The sequence below is a fragment of the Bradyrhizobium sp. CSA112 genome (assembly GCF_029051645.1).
GTDB lineage: Bacteria > Pseudomonadota > Alphaproteobacteria > Rhizobiales > Xanthobacteraceae > Bradyrhizobium.
The window spans coordinates 19,321-36,001 of sequence record NZ_JAACFS010000043.1 but is presented as its reverse complement, the minus strand read 5'-3'; the positions used below and the strand labels follow the sequence as shown (position 1 = coordinate 36,001).

Here is a 16,681-nt window from a genome sequence, read left to right as displayed (position 1 = left end):
TGACAATGCATTGGGCCCCGATGATGTCCGTTGTCAGGTCAACCCGCGAGCTCGATCGCTCTTGAAGTTACGGTGCCGGAGCGCTCGTCTGAGCTCAGCGAACTGGTGGAACATGACGAACAGCGCGATCATTCCGGCGCCCAGTTCAGCGATTGCTTGACTGGCCAACAGGCCGCTGAAACCCCATACGACCGGGAATAGCAGTACGGCCGGTATGAAGAGAAAGCCCTGCCTCGCCAAGGACACAACCGCACTGAGGCGTGCTCTCCCGAACGACTGAAGCATCGTCGTCACGAAACTCTCAATACCAAAAAGTCCAAAAAAGAGATGGAAGACGATGCAGGTCGAGACGGCAATTTCCGTGACCTTATCGCTATCGCTGAACAGCCTGACCAAAGGCCGGGCAAAAATCACAACAGCCGCAGAATACGCAACGGAAAGAGCGATAGTCATGGAGAGTATGAACTTCGCAGCCTTCAATACACGAGCAAAGTCGCGCGCGCCCCAACCGAAACCCAGGACAGCTTGAGAGCCTATACAGAAGCCGGTGATAGGCAGTGCGCCGATCGTCAAGATTCGCACAGCTATTCCCACGGCCGCGATGGAATCGTCGCCGAACGGCGCAGCAGCCCAGTACAAGAGCATAACGGCAATAGCAGATAAAATACTGGTCATAGTCGCCGGCGCCCCTATGGACGCGAGCTGTCTGATGCGATCTGCTCGCAATGAGATGTGAGATATCCTGACGAGGACTATCCCGCGAAGCTTCGTAAAATACGCGATATACAGGCTAATAGCGGCGATCTGAGATACCAGTGTTGCGAGGGCTGCGCCTCGCACACCGAGGTCCAGTAAGAATATGAAGACGGGATCAAGCGCAGCGTTGAGTACGAAGGCGGTAATCATCGTCCACATGCTGAATCGTGTGTTGCCTTCGGCTCTGACGATGAAGCCGTTGACGATGTTTAGGAGCATCAGGGTGTACCCGAACAAAAGCGTCTCCGCGTAGTCGAGCGCCACGGGCATGATGGTTGGAGTGGCCCCGAGCGCTACGAAGATCCCTCGCAGATTTAGAAGCAGAGCGATGGTAAAGGTGATACCGATCGGAGCGGCGAGCGCAAGTGCAGTACTCGCGCCTCGACTCGCCTCCAGGTGCTCACCAGCGCCAAGGTGACGAGATATCAACGACGCTGTTCCAACACCGATCCCCTGTCCGGCCGCCGCGAGCAGGACCACGATCGGCAAGGTCATGCTGACAGCTGCGATCGCCTGCGCGCCAAGTGCGCCAACAAAGATCGCATTGACGACCTGCTGTAACGCGTTAATCGATAAGCCAACAACAGACGGAATGGCGAGCCGCAGGATAAGGCTCGAGAGATTAGGGTCCGATAGATCGATGTGCTGCTTTTTCTTCGGCAAGACATCGCGATCGCCCTCGACGGCGAATTCCGCATCCGGCTCATTCATGGATGAAAGTGTCGCGAGCTCTTCCGAATTCGCTGATCGTCTGCAACAGCTCCTGTTGCAATACCGTGCAAAGATTGCGGGTCACCTCATAACCGACCTGGGTTGGATTATACGTCGTTTCGATCTGGAGATGGCCGGCTTGATATCCGACATCGAACCAGAAGAGGTGAATCACGGCCGCTTCATCCATGTCTGCGCCGATCCAGAGTGGAGAAGGTTCCTTGGCTAAGAGACGGCGTGGAAAATGGCGCTGCAAACCCGCTCGATAATTCAATCCAATTCTGGGTAAGGGCAGGCGATCGATCCGGCTCCGCACGGCTGGATCTCGGTTTAGGAATTTCATGGCCCGAAAGCCTATTCCCCTGCGCGGCAGGGCATTGCGCTGGCGGTATATTGAACGAGCACGATCGGGACGGGGCTCCGTTCCGGTGAGACTCAAGGGAAGCGGAACGAGCTCGCTGATATGGCCGATGATCTGAGATGGATCGAGATCGTCAAACAGCCGACCTCGGATTGAGGTAAGGCTATCAATCCAGAGCGAATAGTTGCCGAAAACGCGTCCAAAGGCGCCAGATATGGCGGCAAGAAACACATCAAAGTCCTGACAATGTGCCGATCTGGCTGCAATATTGAGGAGATCAGCTGTCGCTTCTTTGTCAATCTCGAGATGGTACTTGGCCTGATCTTCCCAAAGGGATCGGCAATTCGCCTCATCGATGCGACCTTCAAGGCGTGCATGATGAAGTTCTCTCGCGGTCACTTTCGAAAAGCTCGCGCCGCCCGATGAAGTGTCGCTGACGTGCAAATTGAACTGATGGTAGTCAATCCTCTCCCAGTATTTGAGTTCGGCCGGCGCTTCGCTATTGGCGTAGTGCTCAAGGCGCTTCAGCCATGGAGAGAGCATTTGTATGTTCTCGGGACCACTCACGGCGTGGCCTGAGGCAAGGGTGTTGTACGCCCCATCCAATGCTTCCAGGAACAGTCGATAGCCTATCCCGTCCGCTACAAAATGATGCATCAGGACCAGCAGGTAGTAATTGCCACTTTGCGATGTGCGGAACACCGTGACGTTAACAAGAGGCGTCTGGCCGTCAAACCGAAAGGTATGTTGACGTCTTGCTGAGACGCTCTCGACTGCCTTACGCTGCTGTAGGTCGGTCATTCCGACAAGATCGATCTCCTCCACGAGGCGCTCGGCCACGGAAGGTCCGATTGTCAGACGTAGACCATCGTCAGTTCGGGCAATACGGAGTCTGAGACCTTCGTGCCTATCCATGACATGGGCAAGGGCGCGCTCCAGGATTCGGATATTCAGGACGCCGCCGGGCAAGAAGAACAGATCGCCGATGTTGAAATGCTCATCGAACCCGACAAGACGGTTCCAAGATGAGATTGCCGGGATAACTGGCAATGAGGCATCCGCGGAAGGGAAGGTATGGAGTGTAACCGCCGCTCCGTCTGCCGCCAATTCCCTGATGGTCGGTGTTCGATAGAGTTGGTCGACAGTGAGATTCAGTCCGGCTTTGCGCGCCAGCGTGACGCAGCGCACGCTCAGAAGAGAGTCTCCGCCGATATCAAAAAAGCTCTGATCGATTCCGACCCACTTGGCGCCTAATAGATCCTGCCAGATCCCAGCAAGAATACGCTCCTTCCTCGTGCGTGGCTCAGCAGATGGAACAGGCCCGACCTCGCGGTAAGGAACGGACGACAGGCGAGCACGATCGATCTTTCCGCTCGCGGTAAGGGGGATAGTGTCAACCAAACGGAAGGCGGCGGGAATCATGTAGGACGGCAATGTGTGGCGCAGGTGGGTGACAATATCTCCAGAGCTTAGACTGTCGCCAGCCGGAACCACACTAGCCGTCAAGCGACGATGGTCATTCATGCCTTCTGCGAGGACCGCGGCCTTTGCGATTGCGGGATGAGACTCAAGGGCCCTTTCGACCTCCTCCAGCTCGATGCGAAAGCCCCGTACTTTGACCTGGTTGTCCGATCGGCCGCAAATCTCGAGAAGGCCGCTGGTTGAGATACGGGCGATATCGCCACTTCGATAAAGAACGCTGTATTGTCCGTTATCATACGGATTCGGCACGAAACAGCGGTTGGTCCGATCTTGATCCCGCCAGTACCCAGCGCTCACGCAACGTCCCGCGATGCAGAGTTCGCCGGCGACTCCGACAGGGACTCTCTTCAACTGTGCATCGAGCACGTAGAGTTTGACGTTATCGATTGGGCGCCCAACAGGGATGAGCGACGAGCCGTCGTAGGCACCCGATGTTTCGTAGACTGCTGCATTGGATGCACATTCCGTAGCACCATAGAAGTTCCACAACGGCACGTCCGGGAAATGCGCGTACCAGCGACCCGGGAGCGAGGAAGGCATCGGTTCGGCGCTGCTCGTGACCAACCGCAAGGCGATCGGTCGCGGGTGCCGTTCTTGGGAAGCAATGAGGCCGGATAGGAGCGGCGGCGAGGCAAATAAGTGTGTCACGCGACGTCTCGCCAACGTGCACAACAACAGATCTGGATCCAGCAACTGCTCTTGGGTCAAGATCAGCGCGGGCACACCTCTCAGAAGCCCCCCAAAGTACTCCCATGCCGACGCAACAAGTGATGCGGACTTCTGGACAACCATCACGTCGGTACTGTCGAAGGGAAAGCGTCGCCACATCCAGTTCAGTCGATTGAGAATTGCCGATTCCGGTATAAGAACCCCCTTCGCCTTCCCGGTTGAGGACGACGTGTATATGAGGCTCGCAATTCCCTGATCTGATGGTTTGTCGCTGCGCTCAAAATCGTGCACGGGCGCGCCGCACCCTTCAAGGGTCAATAGACGAATCGACGGCACGTCAAAACCAAGATCAGAGGTATTTGCGTGAACCAAAAGCTTTGCCTGACTATCTCGCAGGATATGTTCGATCCGATCACGCGGATAATCCGGCGATATGGGGACAACAATGGACTGCAAGGCTCGTGCTGCAAGAATAACAGCGGCCACGTCAGGCGACCGGTCGACCAGCATGGCGACCATATCGCCAGCCCCCACGTCAGAGGCCCGCAGTAACAACCTGATAGCTGTTACGCGCTCACGCAGGTGGTCGAATGTGATCTCACCGAAATCACCAAAATATGCCACCTGGCTGCTATTAGAGACGCTGATTTGCTCGAACGCTTCGATAAGCGGACATTCAGTCTCATATGGCTGCGCCGAGCCATCCAGCGAGTCCAGCACAGTGACGTCTGACGCGCTGAGGCAGCTCAGATCTTTAATGTGCGCAAGCGGCCTCTCAACGCAGGCTGCAATCAGACAGCGCAGATTGTCGGCCATGCGGACAATCAGATCACTGGAAAATATGTCTTCCGCATACGCTAGCTGGAGGGCAATTTCATCGCCGTGATCTTGTGCGTACAATGTCAGATCGAATTTTACATAGCCGGTCTCATATTCGCGGAATGTCAGATCCAACTCATGTTGGCCAAATGGCTCCGCGGCCTCGGAGTACATGTTGAACATGACCTGGAAGAGCGGTGATCGTTCAGCTTCGCGATATAGCCGGGTATCCCTTACCATCCAGCCGAACGGATATGCCGAATTTGCGATGGCATCGCTGACCAGGCTCTGGATGCGCATGGCATGAACCGCAAAGGACTGGCCGACATCGATCGCGGTGCGGATTGGCAGCATATTCAGGAAAAAGCCAACGATTTCGGCGCTGCCAGGTTGATCCCGTACGACGTGCGGTATGCCAACGATAATATCGTCTTGGCCGCTATACATCCGCAGCAGCAGCTTGAAGCACGCGAGGAGTGTTGTCGACGTGGTGCACCTATGTCGGCGCGCAAACTCCCGTACCTGATTGGAGAGCTCGCTGCCAAGCAGCACCGCATGCGAGGCGCCGCGGTAGGAATTTGTCTGCGGCCGCGCTCGTCCCGCTCCAAGCGAAAGCACCGGCGGATCATCGCCAATCTGACGACGCCAATAGCTACGCTGGTTGGCCAGCGCCTCTGAAGTAGCGTGTTGTGTTTCCCAGACCGCGTAGGTCGAGAGTGACGCGCGGTTCTCTGGCAAAAACGCCGCGGCATCTACGTACCTTTGTCGAAGGTCCCTGAGTAGAACAGAGATCGACCAGGCATCGATGATAATTTCGTGAGCGGTGATCAGTATGAGATGGTTGTCAGGGCCAAAACGGATCATGCGCGCGCGAAAAAGATCGCCTTCGCTGAGATCAAAGCTGCCGTTCAGCTCTGTTCGCCGTAACTCTGCGACCAGCTCCTCAGCTTCCTGCGCCGTGAGATGAGATGCATCAGCTAATTCAAGACTTGCGTATTGAGGAGTTTCAAAAAGCTGAACCGGACCGTCCTCGTCGATAAAGCGTGCCGAAAGTGCCTGATGGGAATGAACGACATCGGTCCAGGCGCGATTGAACGCCGCCAGATCGATCATGCCCCTTATCCGCAGGCCGCCTTGAATGATGTAGTTCCTGGCAGACGGATCGAGCTGCGAGAGAAACCATAGGTGCTCCTGAACTCGCGTCAGAGGCGATCGCATAAGCTTTCCGTACGTCGGGGCTGTGCGCGGTTTGGAGCCGACCCCGGCCGAGATCGAAGCCGCAAGAGATCGGATCGTTCCATTGAGGACTAGCCTGAAATCCGTTCTCACTCCGAGCTGGGTCTGCAACTGGCCCAATATGAGCATTGCCCGGAGCGAGTCTCCGCCGAGGCTTATGAACTGGTCCTTCACGCCAATGTTCTCAATACGCAGAACGCCGGCCCAAATTTGACACAGCTGGGCTTCGAGCTCTGTTTGCGGCTCCTCGAATGGAGTCGACAATGGAGGGCGAACACTGGTCGGGTCCGGCAATGCCCCAAAATCGACCTTTCCGTTTCTGGTCAGTGGAATACTGGCGAGGTGGATGATCCTTTCTGGGAGCATGTAGGTGGGAAGCGCTTCGGCAAGAAAATTCTGAAGCTCGCCTTCCGTTACTTCAGCCGGAGTTGACACATACGCGATGAGTCGTCTCGATCCAGTTTCCTCCTCGGCCCTGGTTATATCTCTCGCCATGAGCTTTACGCCTGCGCAGACGGAGGCGACCGCGACGGCGCCATGTACCAAATGATGAGCGGAGAGGCGGGCCTCGATTTCTCCCAGCTCAATTCTGTGCCCGCGGATTTTGACCTGACGGTCCCGTCGACCGAGACATTCCAAAAGGCCATCGGAACGAATGCGCCCGAGATCACCTGTCCTGTATAGGCGCTGGAACGACGGGTCGTTTGAGAACGGGTTTGGCCCAAAGGCATCCTTGGTGCGGACATCGTCATTGACGTAACCAGCAGCGACACCAACGCCGCTAACACAGATTTCGCCGACCTCTCCCGTGTTGCACAGCCGCGGTCCGTCGGCGACATAAACCTCAAGGTTAGAAATCGGTTTGCCGATCGGCACATAAGGGTCAGCCAGCGCAGGTGCTACGGAAACCAGATGATGCGTAACGCCGTCCGCGCACTCGGTCGGCCCGTAATGATTGAGAATGGGCACCCGGGGATAGAAGGCAAGCCACGCGCGCGCCAGTCCGGGTGTTAGAGGTTCTCCGACCGTTGAAATAATCCGCAAACTGTCCAGAGCTCGCTCAGCCGCCGCAAGCGACTGCAGATATTCAACAAATATTGCAAACATCGACGGAACGAATTGAACAACCGTCACGCCGTATCCTTGAGTTGCTTTGAGAAGGGATACTGGCGATTTCAGTGTTGCATCATCAATGATCGCGATACAGCCTCCGACGCTAAGCCCTGCCAGAAGCTGCCACAGCGAGATGTCAAAGCAGTGCGATGCCGTCTGCGCGATGCAATCGGTCCGAGTGAGGGTTAGGGCATCAATCTTTGCCACCAAATGATTGTTTAGGGCTGCGCGCTCGATCATTGCTCCCTTAGGCTGGCCCGTCGAACCCGACGTAAACAGAATGTAGGCGAGTCCATCCTCGCTCGATGGTGGCACAACAGACGAAGTCTGGCCCTCGCGCAGCGCCGCCTCTATCGCCATGAATTGCGTGGTGCCTTTGCTGCTCGCCTGAAATAGGCTGAGCGAATCCGGCTGGTCTGGGCCAATAATCAGCGCGCAGCGACTCTGCTCGATCATGAATGATGTGCGCGAAGCCGGTAACGATGGATCGAGCGGCAGGTACGTTGCTCCAGCCCTCAAAATTGCGACTACCGCCGTCGCCCAGTCGAGGTCCCGCTCACCCCAATAGCCAACGACTAAGCGGTCAGCGCCCCGCTCTCGTAACGTCCTTGCGAGGGCATCCGATCTTAATCGCAGCGCTTTGTAGGTGAGTTCGTCTGCGCCGTACCTCAGCGCAATCCTCTCCGGATCCGATCTCGCAACGCGATCGATCGCCGAGATCGCGTCGGTCGGTTGACGTTCTACAAGCAGATTTTTGCCTGATCGGTTTTCCGTAGGCATACGCGTCCCGCCATTCGTCGCCTTCTGCGGCAATTAAAGTAGAACACCGAGGATCCTGGGTTGAGGGTGTCCATTGCGTAACCACCCTGGTGCTGCCAGTCATGGTGTGCCGTTTTGTCCGTTTCTTAGCTTCTCGTCCTTTGCGTTCACTACTGTTTCCTCGATGAACACGGCCGGACGCTAGGGCCTCAAGTTGGCGTTGGCATCTACCGGATCTGGTAGTAGACACGCGGGTAGTCTGCATGGCGCCCGCAACCAAACGCGCCCAGAGACTCGCTCGGGCTTGTGATTTCTTGCATTTGTAGGCGCCTGGACAATAGTTTTGTGCGCTCCTCATGAAAGCGGATTTGGCGCTCGCCGGCCTGCAGGTCGTCTGCGGCGACCAGGCGGTAACATCGAATGTGCAAGAACCAACACAGAGGCGTGATACCGTTTTCCACGAGGCCGGCGTTGTTTGTATAGCCGCCGAAGGGCAGTCGTTAAGCGCTCAAACGTGTTGACGCTCTTGGCTATAACGAGATAGCTATGGGCGGCGTAACGAGTCGTGGGCGTGCAGAACCATCCACCGCGAGGTCTTTGGTCTGCTGATGTTCGCAGTCGTCTGCCTTGGTGCACACGAAAACGCGCTCAGAAACGTTTGCTGTGAACGGCAGGCGACGTCCAGTCTACCCGAAAGGGCGTACCGATACGGTTTCCGAACCGGAATTGAATTGCGGATGGCGCCTTCGCTTAGCCTCCACGAGACGCATGCTCGGCAACTCCTTTTCCTAGAGCAGAGCCGATACGAATAATGTTGCGGCAAAGCCACTTAGCACTACGGCGAAGCCGGAGCCGGACTGTTATTATCACGCGGGTATTCGTGGAAAGCTGGAAGACGTTGATGATGAGCCTTTCCTGCGCGTGTCGCGTTGCGTGATTGATCGCTCGTGGCGACTTTCCCACGAGCGGACTTCGACAACGCGCGGCATAGCAGGTGCGATCCCTGTGCGGGTAGACGGGTCTAGCGTCCAGGCCGGCTCCGCTCGTCGGTAATATCCCTTGGCGTTCACCGTTTCGCATGAGCCTCGATAGGTGAGATCGAAATTCTGTCCAGGTGAACGAAAGTCTCCTTCTACTGCTGCAGCGAAAAAGGCGGCTTCCTGCTGCGCAGCAACGCTACAGCGAGATTGTCAGCTTCAAGACCATTGTCCACAATCTGACGCATGCACCCGGTACGAAGTAACTGGAGACCCCTCAATTTCCAATCGGCACGCTGCTTGCTTCAGTCGCGGTGCTATCACCGATGCCAGCTTGGAGGCGCTCGGTTGTGGATCGGGAAAGCGCCGCGGAGTGTTTGATGCGATCTGGAGTTCGTTTTTGGGGAGCGACAACGATTGCGCTGGCGGCAAGCGGTGCAGCCAATTCGGCGGACCTTGAGCCAGCAGTACAACTGCCACCGGCCCTGTGGAGCTGTTCCGGAGGATATATTGGCGGGCCCGTAGGCGTTGGTTACGGCCAAAAATCCTTCAGTAATCCCTACGGTCCGTCAGTCTATGGCGGCGGCGTCGATACTCCTGTGTTCCTGGCAGGCGGCCAGATCGGCTACAACTGGCAGAAGAATAGCTGGGTGTTTGGCCTCAAACTCGATGCCAGCGGTGCTGTCTCCAACGGCACAGTTACCTGCTTCGCGGCCTCCGGCACAGTAATGAGCGCAAACTGCAAGGCAAGTCCAAACGTCTTTGTCCCCGGGGCCGGTCGCCTCGGTTACGCTTGTGGCGCGCAGGGCCACACGCTGGCCTACCTCAAGGGAGGCGTGGCTTGGCAAAACAATCAAGGCGACGGCATCAATAACAACGAGTTTGGCCGATGTCGGCGACGGCGCGCTCGACTTCTACAAGGCGCTCGACGAGGTCTTTCCCGGCACACGCCACCAGCGATGCTGGGTGCACAAGACTGTGAACGTCCTGGACAAGATCCACTCTCTGTGCGGGCCACCATGAAGAAGGATTTGCGCGAGGTCTATTGGGCGCGAACCGAGCGTCCGCCGAAGCGGCGATTGACGTCTTCGCCGAGAAGTATTGGGCCAAGTTCGGCCGGGCGATCGAATGCCTAGTCAACGACCGCGACGCACTGCTGGCCTTCAAACCAAGCGCCTGATCACCTCGTCGCCTAAATCCCGAATAGCTCAGCTTATTGCGCCGATAATTCAATGGAGATTTCTTAATGACTATTGATAATGAGAAGGGAGCCCCACCGGCTCTGTCCACCGGTGCGACGCATATGCTCATCGAGCTATGGGGAGCAAAGAACCTCGACGATCCGGCCATTGCGGAAGACGCAATCCGAAAAGCAATCCGTGCGGCGAGTGCGACATTACTCCACCTTCACGTTCATAAGTTTTGTCCGGGTCACGGCGTCTCCGCAATAGCCTTGTTGGCTGAATCGCACATTACCTTACATACTTGGCCTGAGAGGTCCTACGCGGCCGCTGATATTTTCGTATGTGGCGACAGCGATCCTGCGAGCGCCGTGCCAGTTCTAGTTGAGGCCTTTCAGCCCGAAAAGTCTGACGTTCGCAGCTTCCGGAGAGGTGTGTCAATCAAGCCGACGCGATGAAGCAGATGGTCGATCTTCTTGGAATAGCCGGTCATGTTTCCGGCCGCCCGGGTGAGGGTATCGAGCTCTCTGCCGCAACCGAAAAACATCTTGGGCTAACATCTCGCATCACAGCTTGACCGCGAGCTCCGAACACTCACCTCTATGAATCTCCGCTTTCCTCCTCGCTAATGGGCCCGCATCCGACGGGTCGATAGCGCGGAGGAGAACATGACGATCCAGGCCAAGCATTATCGAATCACGTTCATCAGCGTGAACGACAAATTTGACGATCCTTCGACGATTGATCGATCGGATTTCTGATCCAAAGCTCATCAGTCGCTTCTCAAAGCTTTGAGGGAACCAATCCGTCCGAGGCTGGCGCGATTTGCCCGCGGCGTATAGCGCCGACTCTCACTCGTTGGACGTTGCGGGGCATCCCGCAGATCGGTCGAACCCTAAAACTGGAGCAGGCCTTTCCCCCGATTTAGATTAATGAAAGTTGTCGTAGTCTGACTGCGACTTGGGCATCCAATTCAAGAAAAGAGATCCAGCTCCGGTCGCAGGATACTGCACGGAGCCGGCCCCAATCGTCATTGGTAAGTTCGTCGGGCCACATCTGCGCGCCGTGAAGCACGCAATAGATGCGAACAGTATCACCGTCGACCAGGTAGGCCGCGACATAAGTGTGCGCGGGATGACCAACTCGCGCGTGCCAGCGACGCGCCCCGGGCCGGCCACTGTCAGGAAAGTTGAGCAGGCGCCGCGCGGCATCGGCAATCTGTTCATCAACATGAACCGCTGCACGGGAATTCTCGGCTTCGGTGCAGCTGAAAATGCCATCGCGATCGGACAGCGCGAATCGCGACCAGACGAGTTCCACCGTTCATGCTCCGCCACTTTTTCGAAGCGCAGCGGTACGGCGTTGCGCGAAATGTGCTTCGACCTCGGAATCATCGAGATCGGGCCGGGTATCCGCCAGTGCCTGGCGCACCTCCGCACGGATACCGTGCCATCGTCGCCTTCGAAGAGGTTGGCGTAGATGGGCGCGGTGAGGGACGGATCGTCGAGCCTAACCGAGTAGTAGGTGCGGTTGTCCTTCGAGGTCTGGCGCCAGGCGGCACCGATCTCGACCCCGGAGACGATCACGCGCAGGTCTGGCGCCTTGTCGCTGGCGGAGGCGGGATCGCTGGGGACGAGGCGCGCCTTGGCGTTGATCGCAAGCGTCTTGATGATGCCGGTGTAGGTGCGATCGTTGCTGCGGGTGAACGAACCGGTCTGGGACGTGGTTTGTCATTCGGCCTGCAATATTGACCCCTAGAACGGCTGATCGCATAACCAACCACACGGCGCAACCACGCGTCGAGAATGACGGCTACATAGACGAAGCCGACTGCGTTCGCTACGTAGGTAATGTCGACGACCCGCAGTTGGTCGGGCCCATTAACGGTCATGTCCTTCGCACGATTGGAATACATCGGCTGGTCGTGATCGCTATCGGTCGTTGCGACATGGTGGCGACAGACCTCGGCTGGAGACCATGCTCGCGCATGAGGTGCTTGATTTTCTTGCGGTTGACGATCATCCACCGCTGCCGCAAGGCCGCGCGCACGCGCCGCCACCCGAAGCATTCGAACTCCTCGCAAATCGCCACCATCGCTGCGACGATCGCGGTGTCATCGGTCGTCGCCGGCAAGGCCTCGTAATACGTCGAGCGGCAATCCCCATCAGCCGGCATCCTTCCGCGATGGAAGGCCCGACGGGCCGACAATCACGGATGTAGGCGCACTTTTCGGCCGCGGTCTGCTGTTCATAGCGGCAGCTATCCGCGCCTCGTACTGCCCGACCAGGTCGGCCGCGCCGGCGGCCTCATCGAGGGCGCCGGCCTCGAACTTCTGGACCCAAATGCGGATCAGATTACGCGACAGGTCGTAGCTGTTCGCCAGACCGTGCAAGGTCTCGCCGGCGAGAAACTCTTGCGCACCTGACGTTTGAACTCCAGGCTGTGAATTCGATGCTTGGCAATGGGCTTCCGTCCTTCAAAAGCCCGGCATAGCGGTCAAATCTTAAATTCAACCCTGTCCGGCTCCAGGGGCCTACTCCAATGAGGGGGCAAGTTTGGGAGCGGCTTAACGGCCTGATATCTCCAGGACTGCGCATTCAACTCGTAAAGCCCTGGTTCAAAAGCAACACAGGACATCCGTAAGGTGTCGCTGTGGTTGGGGGACACCAGCCTGACGACCACCGAAATCTACACGCGTGGCGATCCGACAGAGAAGCTTGGCGCCATGGAATCGATCGTTCCACCGCATCCGCGGCGCGGCGCGTTCCAGCCGTCCGACAGGCTGATCGCGCTCCTCAAGCGCTCTTCGTAATGGTGAGCCGAATTGGCGGCGGCGGACACAAGGCGCGATCAAGTCGCCGCCAGCTCCCCATTAATGGATTAGCCCATAAGGCAAGTAATGGGCGACGCCCATTACTTGTCGCAACCGGCACGGTCCGCAGTGTCAGGGGAGAGCCCGAGCCGCGTGGCTGGCCGCGCGTCAAGCCGACCTGCTGCCGGCTCCCTATTTCCACGTCGTCTTTACGCTTCCTGCACCGATCGCAGCGATCGCTTTCCAGAACAAGGCCGTCGTCTATGCCATCCTGTTTAAGGCCGCCGCTGAGGCGATGACGACGCTTGCTGCCAATCCGCGACGGCTCGGTGCAGAGATCGGCGGCGTCGCGGTCCTGCATACCTGGGGACAGGCGCTGACGCATCATCCCCACGTCCACTGCGTCGTGCCGGGCGGCGGCCTCTCGCCCGATGGCGCGCGCTGGATCGCCAGCCGACCGAACTTCTTCCTGGCCGTCAAACCATTGTCCAGACTATTTCGCACACTTTTTCTCAAACGTCTGTCGGCAGCCTTCAACTCCGGTGCCTTTCTTCGGCGATCTCGGAGTTCTGGCCGAGCCGGATGCCTTTGCGGCCCACCTCGACGCCATGCGACGCATCAACTGGGTTGTGTACGCCAAGCGGCCCTTCGGCGGACCCGCACAAGGTCCTGGCCTATCTCGGCCGCTACACCAATCGCGTCGAGTTGGGCCGGTTCTGTTGAAAAAGACTGCTGTTGCAACGCAGGGGTATCAGTGATTCAGTCTGTCCAATTGCAGGACTGAAGATCATGATGGGACATCGGCAAGTCGAACAGGCTGCGTTGTTCTCTGAGTTCTCGCTCGAAAGACATATCCCCGCCGACCACCTGCTGCGGTCGATCGACCGGTTTGTCGACCTTGAACAGGTCAGGCGGGACTTGGCGCCCTTCTACAGCGGCATCGGCCGACCTTCGATCGATCCCGAACTGATGATCCGGATGCTCTTGTTCGGTTACTGCTTCGGCATCCGATTGGAGCGGCGGCTGTGCGATGAGGTCCACCTCAATCTGGCTTACCGGTGGTTCTGCCGGCTCGGTTTGGATGGCGCGGTGCCGGATCACTCGACGTTCTCCAGAACCGGCATGGCCGCTTCCGGAAGAGGCGGAATCCCGTCGCCAGGCCGCGGGCGCACGCCGAACCTTTCGCCGCAGAAGATGCGTGGAAGAAAGCGGCGATCGACGCCGCTAGGTTCGAGGCTGAGGAGGAAAGCTCTCGATATGGGTGTCAGTTCGAAGATCATGGCCCGACTCAGTTCAGGCGGCGGCCAATGGTTAGGTAGTCCGCGGGGGCCACATCGGCTGGATTGATCAGTCGACGCGCGTCGAACACCGTTTTGCCGGCGACTCGCAACGAGGTGAGTTCGCCGTATTCCTGTGTCCGAGTCGCGATGATGACGATCTCGGCCCACTCGACCTCGCGCCGCCAGTCAGACGAGAACTGAATACGGTTCGCGGCGATTCCGATGGCGAGCTTGAAGTTCTCCGTCGCGAGCGGATCGTAACACCTGACATCCGCTTCGGCCCGCAGAAGATCGCGAGCGATCTTGATCGAGGCGGATTCGCGGACGTCGTCGGTGTTCGGTTTGAAGGAGAGGCCGAGAACGAGGGTTCGTCGGCCGGACAATGCTCCGAGCTTCCGCTCAAGGATAGAGACGATCTGGCCTGGCTGCGCGGCATTCACGTCGAGAACGGCATTCAGTATGTTCATCGGGAGGCCCAGGCTCTCGCCCTGGGTGCGCAGCGCCTGTACGTCCTTTGGAAAGCACGACCCGCCGAACCCGCAGCCCGGAATGAGATAGGTCAGGATCTGTGGGACGAGGCGGCCCAAGGGGGTGATCGGCGACCAGCGTTTGTCGAGATGGACGCCGCGCATGACGTCGAGGGCGTCGACGCCTCCCACCGCAGCGCAGAGATTTGCTACCTCGTTTACCACGGAGATCTGGGTGGCAAGAATTGCGTTGTTGGCGTATTTGATCATTTCGGCCGTGCGGGTGTTCACCCGCACTTTGTCGCAGTTCCACGGAGCGTAGAGTTCCTCGAGCCGCGCCAGCGTCCTCTCATCCTCCTGACCGATCACGATGCGATCGGGCTCCATAAAATCCTCGATCGCCTCTCCTTCGCGAAGAAACTCCGGGTTCATGCCCAAGCCGAATGCCCCGACTTTCTTCCCGGACGAGTGCTCGAGCTCTTTCCGCACAAGCGTGTCCGTTGTCCCTGGAATGACGGTGCTCTTCACGACGACTGACAGGTGATGAGGAGTAGTCGCGAGATAAGCGCCGATCTGGCGAGCGCACTGCCGGACGGCGCTGAGGTCGATCGCGCCATTCTTCGACGGCGTGCCGACAGCGATCAGGGCGATTTCCGCTGTCTCGATCGGGGCGTGTAGGTCGGTGGTCGCCCGAAAGCGGGCCGATGCAAGCACTGACTTGAGCAGTTCAGGGAGGCCACGCTCATGGATATGCGGGACGCCAGCGTTAAGCTGAGCGACGACATCCTTCCGCAGATCGACGCACGTCACGTCGTGTCCCTTCACCGCGAGGCACACGCCCGAGACCAGACCCACATAACCGGAGCCGACAACTGTGACGCGCATCACGCCCTCAACTCGTCGCGTAGAAAGGACAGGTAGCGGCGCACGCCCTCATTTACGAGGACCTTGGGAGCGTACCCGAGAATGTGCCGCGCCTTCTTGATCACGGGGCGGCGTCGGTTTGGATTATCGACAAGATACTCTGAGTCGGAACTCCTCTCGAAGACGACCGCGCCGCGGCGCCCGAAAACCTCCAGCGAGGCCTGCTGATAGATCTCGGCAAGGTTGTGGACGGAGATCTCCGGCCCGTCGATCCCGATGTTGAAGTAATCGTATTTCCCATGCAGGAGGCAGAGGATATAGCCTGTGATCGCGTCGGAGACGTAGCAAAAAGTCCGGGTCGGGCTGCCGTCGGAAAAAATGACAATGTCTCCTCGATTGATCACGCATCGCGCGAAATCGGCCGGGAGCCGACGGTCGTCAATGCGCATACCAGGCCCATAGTTATTGAAGGGGCGGGCGACGGTGATAGGCATGCCATACGTCTTCGAGAAGACGTAGCACATCGTCTCGCCGAAACGCTTCGATTCGTCGTAGCAGGCCCGCGGGCCCAGGCACGCGACATTGCCGCGGTATTCCTCGTCAGTCGGGATCGCCGTCTCAGCCGGATCGCCGTAGATTTCGCTGCTCGAAAAGAACAACAGCCCCTTGAGCCGATCCGAACTCCGATAGGATTCGAGCAGCCGCCGCAATCCCCAGATGTTAGCGTCAATGGTCTCGACCGGATACTGACGATAGAACGTCGGCGAAGCGATCGAGGCCATATGGATGACGTAGTCCGCTGCGTCAGCGCCGTCGACCATTCGAAGGTCATCACTGGCGATGTTGAACGTATGCGTCTTGAGCACATCCGGAAACTCCGCACTCAGATCGGTCAGCCAGCGCGGCCGATGCAGCAGCAAACTGTCGAGCGCGATGATCCGCTTCAGACCGAGTTCGGACGCCTTTCGCGTGAAGTACTGGAGGAAGTAATATCCAAGGAAGCCCGCGCAGCCTGTGACCAGGACCGTTGCCCCCGCGAAGCATCCTCGCGGCAAGGCCGCATGGATTTGCTCGATATCTTCTTTGACGATGAGGCTGATTGTCACGTAGCGCTCCGAACGAAAGGCTGGGCGTTGTTGGCGTGAACCCAAGGGCCTCGACCGGAGACCCAGAGTTCTTCGAGCTGATCCGTGT

General features: G+C 58.0%; 8 protein-coding genes and 6 pseudogenes. 6 read left to right on the top strand and 8 right to left on the bottom strand.

Annotated features, from left to right (window positions below; all coding sequences use genetic code 11):
* Positions 1-33 precede the first annotated feature (33 nt).
* Positions 34-1,467 (bottom strand): MATE family efflux transporter, encoded by a 1,434-nt coding sequence (locus GWE18_RS37180; protein ID WP_275190587.1) that lies wholly within the window; start codon positions 1,465-1,467, stop codon positions 34-36.
* Positions 1,460-7,927: a non-ribosomal peptide synthetase gene (locus GWE18_RS37175; protein WP_275190586.1), complete on the bottom strand. Its 6,468-nt coding sequence runs from the start codon at positions 7,925-7,927 to the stop codon at positions 1,460-1,462. The genes GWE18_RS37180 and GWE18_RS37175 overlap by 8 nt, the downstream gene beginning before the upstream one ends.
* A 1,838-nt stretch (positions 7,928-9,765) precedes the next feature.
* Here GWE18_RS37175 and GWE18_RS37170 point away from each other — a divergent pair.
* Positions 9,766-10,048: pseudogene (locus GWE18_RS37170) on the top strand (transposase); the annotation flags it as partial.
* Positions 10,049-10,129: 81 nt separating this feature from the next.
* Positions 10,130-10,522: an adenosylmethionine decarboxylase gene (gene speD / locus GWE18_RS37165; RefSeq protein WP_342804328.1), complete on the top strand. Its 393-nt coding sequence runs from the start codon at positions 10,130-10,132 to the stop codon at positions 10,520-10,522.
* Between the two features lie 574 nt (positions 10,523-11,096).
* Here the strand turns inward: speD and GWE18_RS37160 are convergent.
* The 3 pseudogenes from GWE18_RS37160 to GWE18_RS37150 all read right to left on the bottom strand — a co-directional run.
* Positions 11,097-11,384 (bottom strand): annotated as a pseudogene (locus GWE18_RS37160) (type II toxin-antitoxin system RelE/ParE family toxin); the annotation flags it as partial.
* Positions 11,385-11,387: 3 nt separating this feature from the next.
* Positions 11,388-11,504 (bottom strand): annotated as a pseudogene (locus GWE18_RS37155) (type II toxin-antitoxin system RelB/DinJ family antitoxin); the annotation flags it as partial.
* A 5-nt stretch (positions 11,505-11,509) separates the two neighbouring features.
* Positions 11,510-11,737: pseudogene (locus GWE18_RS37150) on the bottom strand (DUF736 domain-containing protein); the annotation flags it as partial.
* Between the two features lie 314 nt (positions 11,738-12,051).
* Here GWE18_RS37150 and GWE18_RS37145 point away from each other — a divergent pair.
* Positions 12,052-12,207 carry a hypothetical protein gene (locus GWE18_RS37145; protein WP_275190585.1) on the top strand — a complete coding sequence of 52 codons (156 nt, stop codon included), beginning with the start codon at positions 12,052-12,054 and terminating at the stop codon, positions 12,205-12,207.
* Between the two features lie 21 nt (positions 12,208-12,228).
* On the opposite strand, the gene GWE18_RS37140 is transcribed toward GWE18_RS37145, so the two are convergent.
* Positions 12,229-12,456 (bottom strand): hypothetical protein, encoded by a 228-nt coding sequence (locus GWE18_RS37140; RefSeq protein ID WP_275190584.1) that lies wholly within the window; start codon positions 12,454-12,456, stop codon positions 12,229-12,231.
* Positions 12,457-12,708: 252 nt separating this feature from the next.
* On the opposite strand from GWE18_RS37140, the gene GWE18_RS37135 reads away from it, so the two are divergent.
* The 3 genes and pseudogenes from GWE18_RS37135 to GWE18_RS37125 form a co-directional block, all read left to right on the top strand.
* The gene (locus GWE18_RS37135; RefSeq protein WP_275190583.1) at positions 12,709-12,876 is read left to right on the top strand and encodes an integrase; all 168 of its coding nucleotides are present in this window, start codon (positions 12,709-12,711) and stop codon (positions 12,874-12,876) included.
* 103 nt (positions 12,877-12,979) lie between these two features.
* Positions 12,980-13,584, top strand: a pseudogene (locus GWE18_RS37130) (transposase); the annotation flags it as partial.
* 81 nt (positions 13,585-13,665) lie between these two features.
* Positions 13,666-14,012 (top strand): annotated as a pseudogene (locus GWE18_RS37125) (transposase); the annotation flags it as partial.
* A 152-nt stretch (positions 14,013-14,164) separates the two neighbouring features.
* Here the strand turns inward: GWE18_RS37125 and GWE18_RS37120 are convergent.
* A complete protein-coding gene (locus tag GWE18_RS37120) occupies positions 14,165-15,508 on the bottom strand; it encodes a UDP-glucose/GDP-mannose dehydrogenase family protein (RefSeq protein WP_275190582.1) in 1,344 nt (447 codons plus the stop codon).
* The gene (locus GWE18_RS37115; RefSeq protein ID WP_275190581.1) at positions 15,508-16,593 is read right to left on the bottom strand and encodes an NAD-dependent epimerase/dehydratase family protein; all 1,086 of its coding nucleotides are present in this window, start codon (positions 16,591-16,593) and stop codon (positions 15,508-15,510) included. The genes GWE18_RS37120 and GWE18_RS37115 overlap by 1 nt, the downstream gene beginning before the upstream one ends.
* Between the last annotated feature and the right edge of the window lie 88 nt (positions 16,594-16,681).

Bases quoted from the DNA above. Each gene is read 5' to 3' on its own strand.
- speD (WP_342804328.1), top strand. From the start codon at position 10,130: ATGACTATTGATAATGAGAAGGGAGCCCCACCGGCTCTGTCCACCGGT.
- GWE18_RS37145 (WP_275190585.1), top strand. From the start codon at position 12,052: ATGAGGTGCTTGATTTTCTTGCGGTTGACGATCATCCACCGCTGCCGC.
- GWE18_RS37180 (WP_275190587.1), bottom strand. From the start codon at position 1,467: ATGAATGAGCCGGATGCGGAATTCGCCGTCGAGGGCGATCGCGATGTC.
- GWE18_RS37175 (WP_275190586.1), bottom strand. From the start codon at position 7,927: ATGCCTACGGAAAACCGATCAGGCAAAAATCTGCTTGTAGAACGTCAA.
- GWE18_RS37120 (WP_275190582.1), bottom strand. From the start codon at position 15,508: ATGCGCGTCACAGTTGTCGGCTCCGGTTATGTGGGTCTGGTCTCGGGC.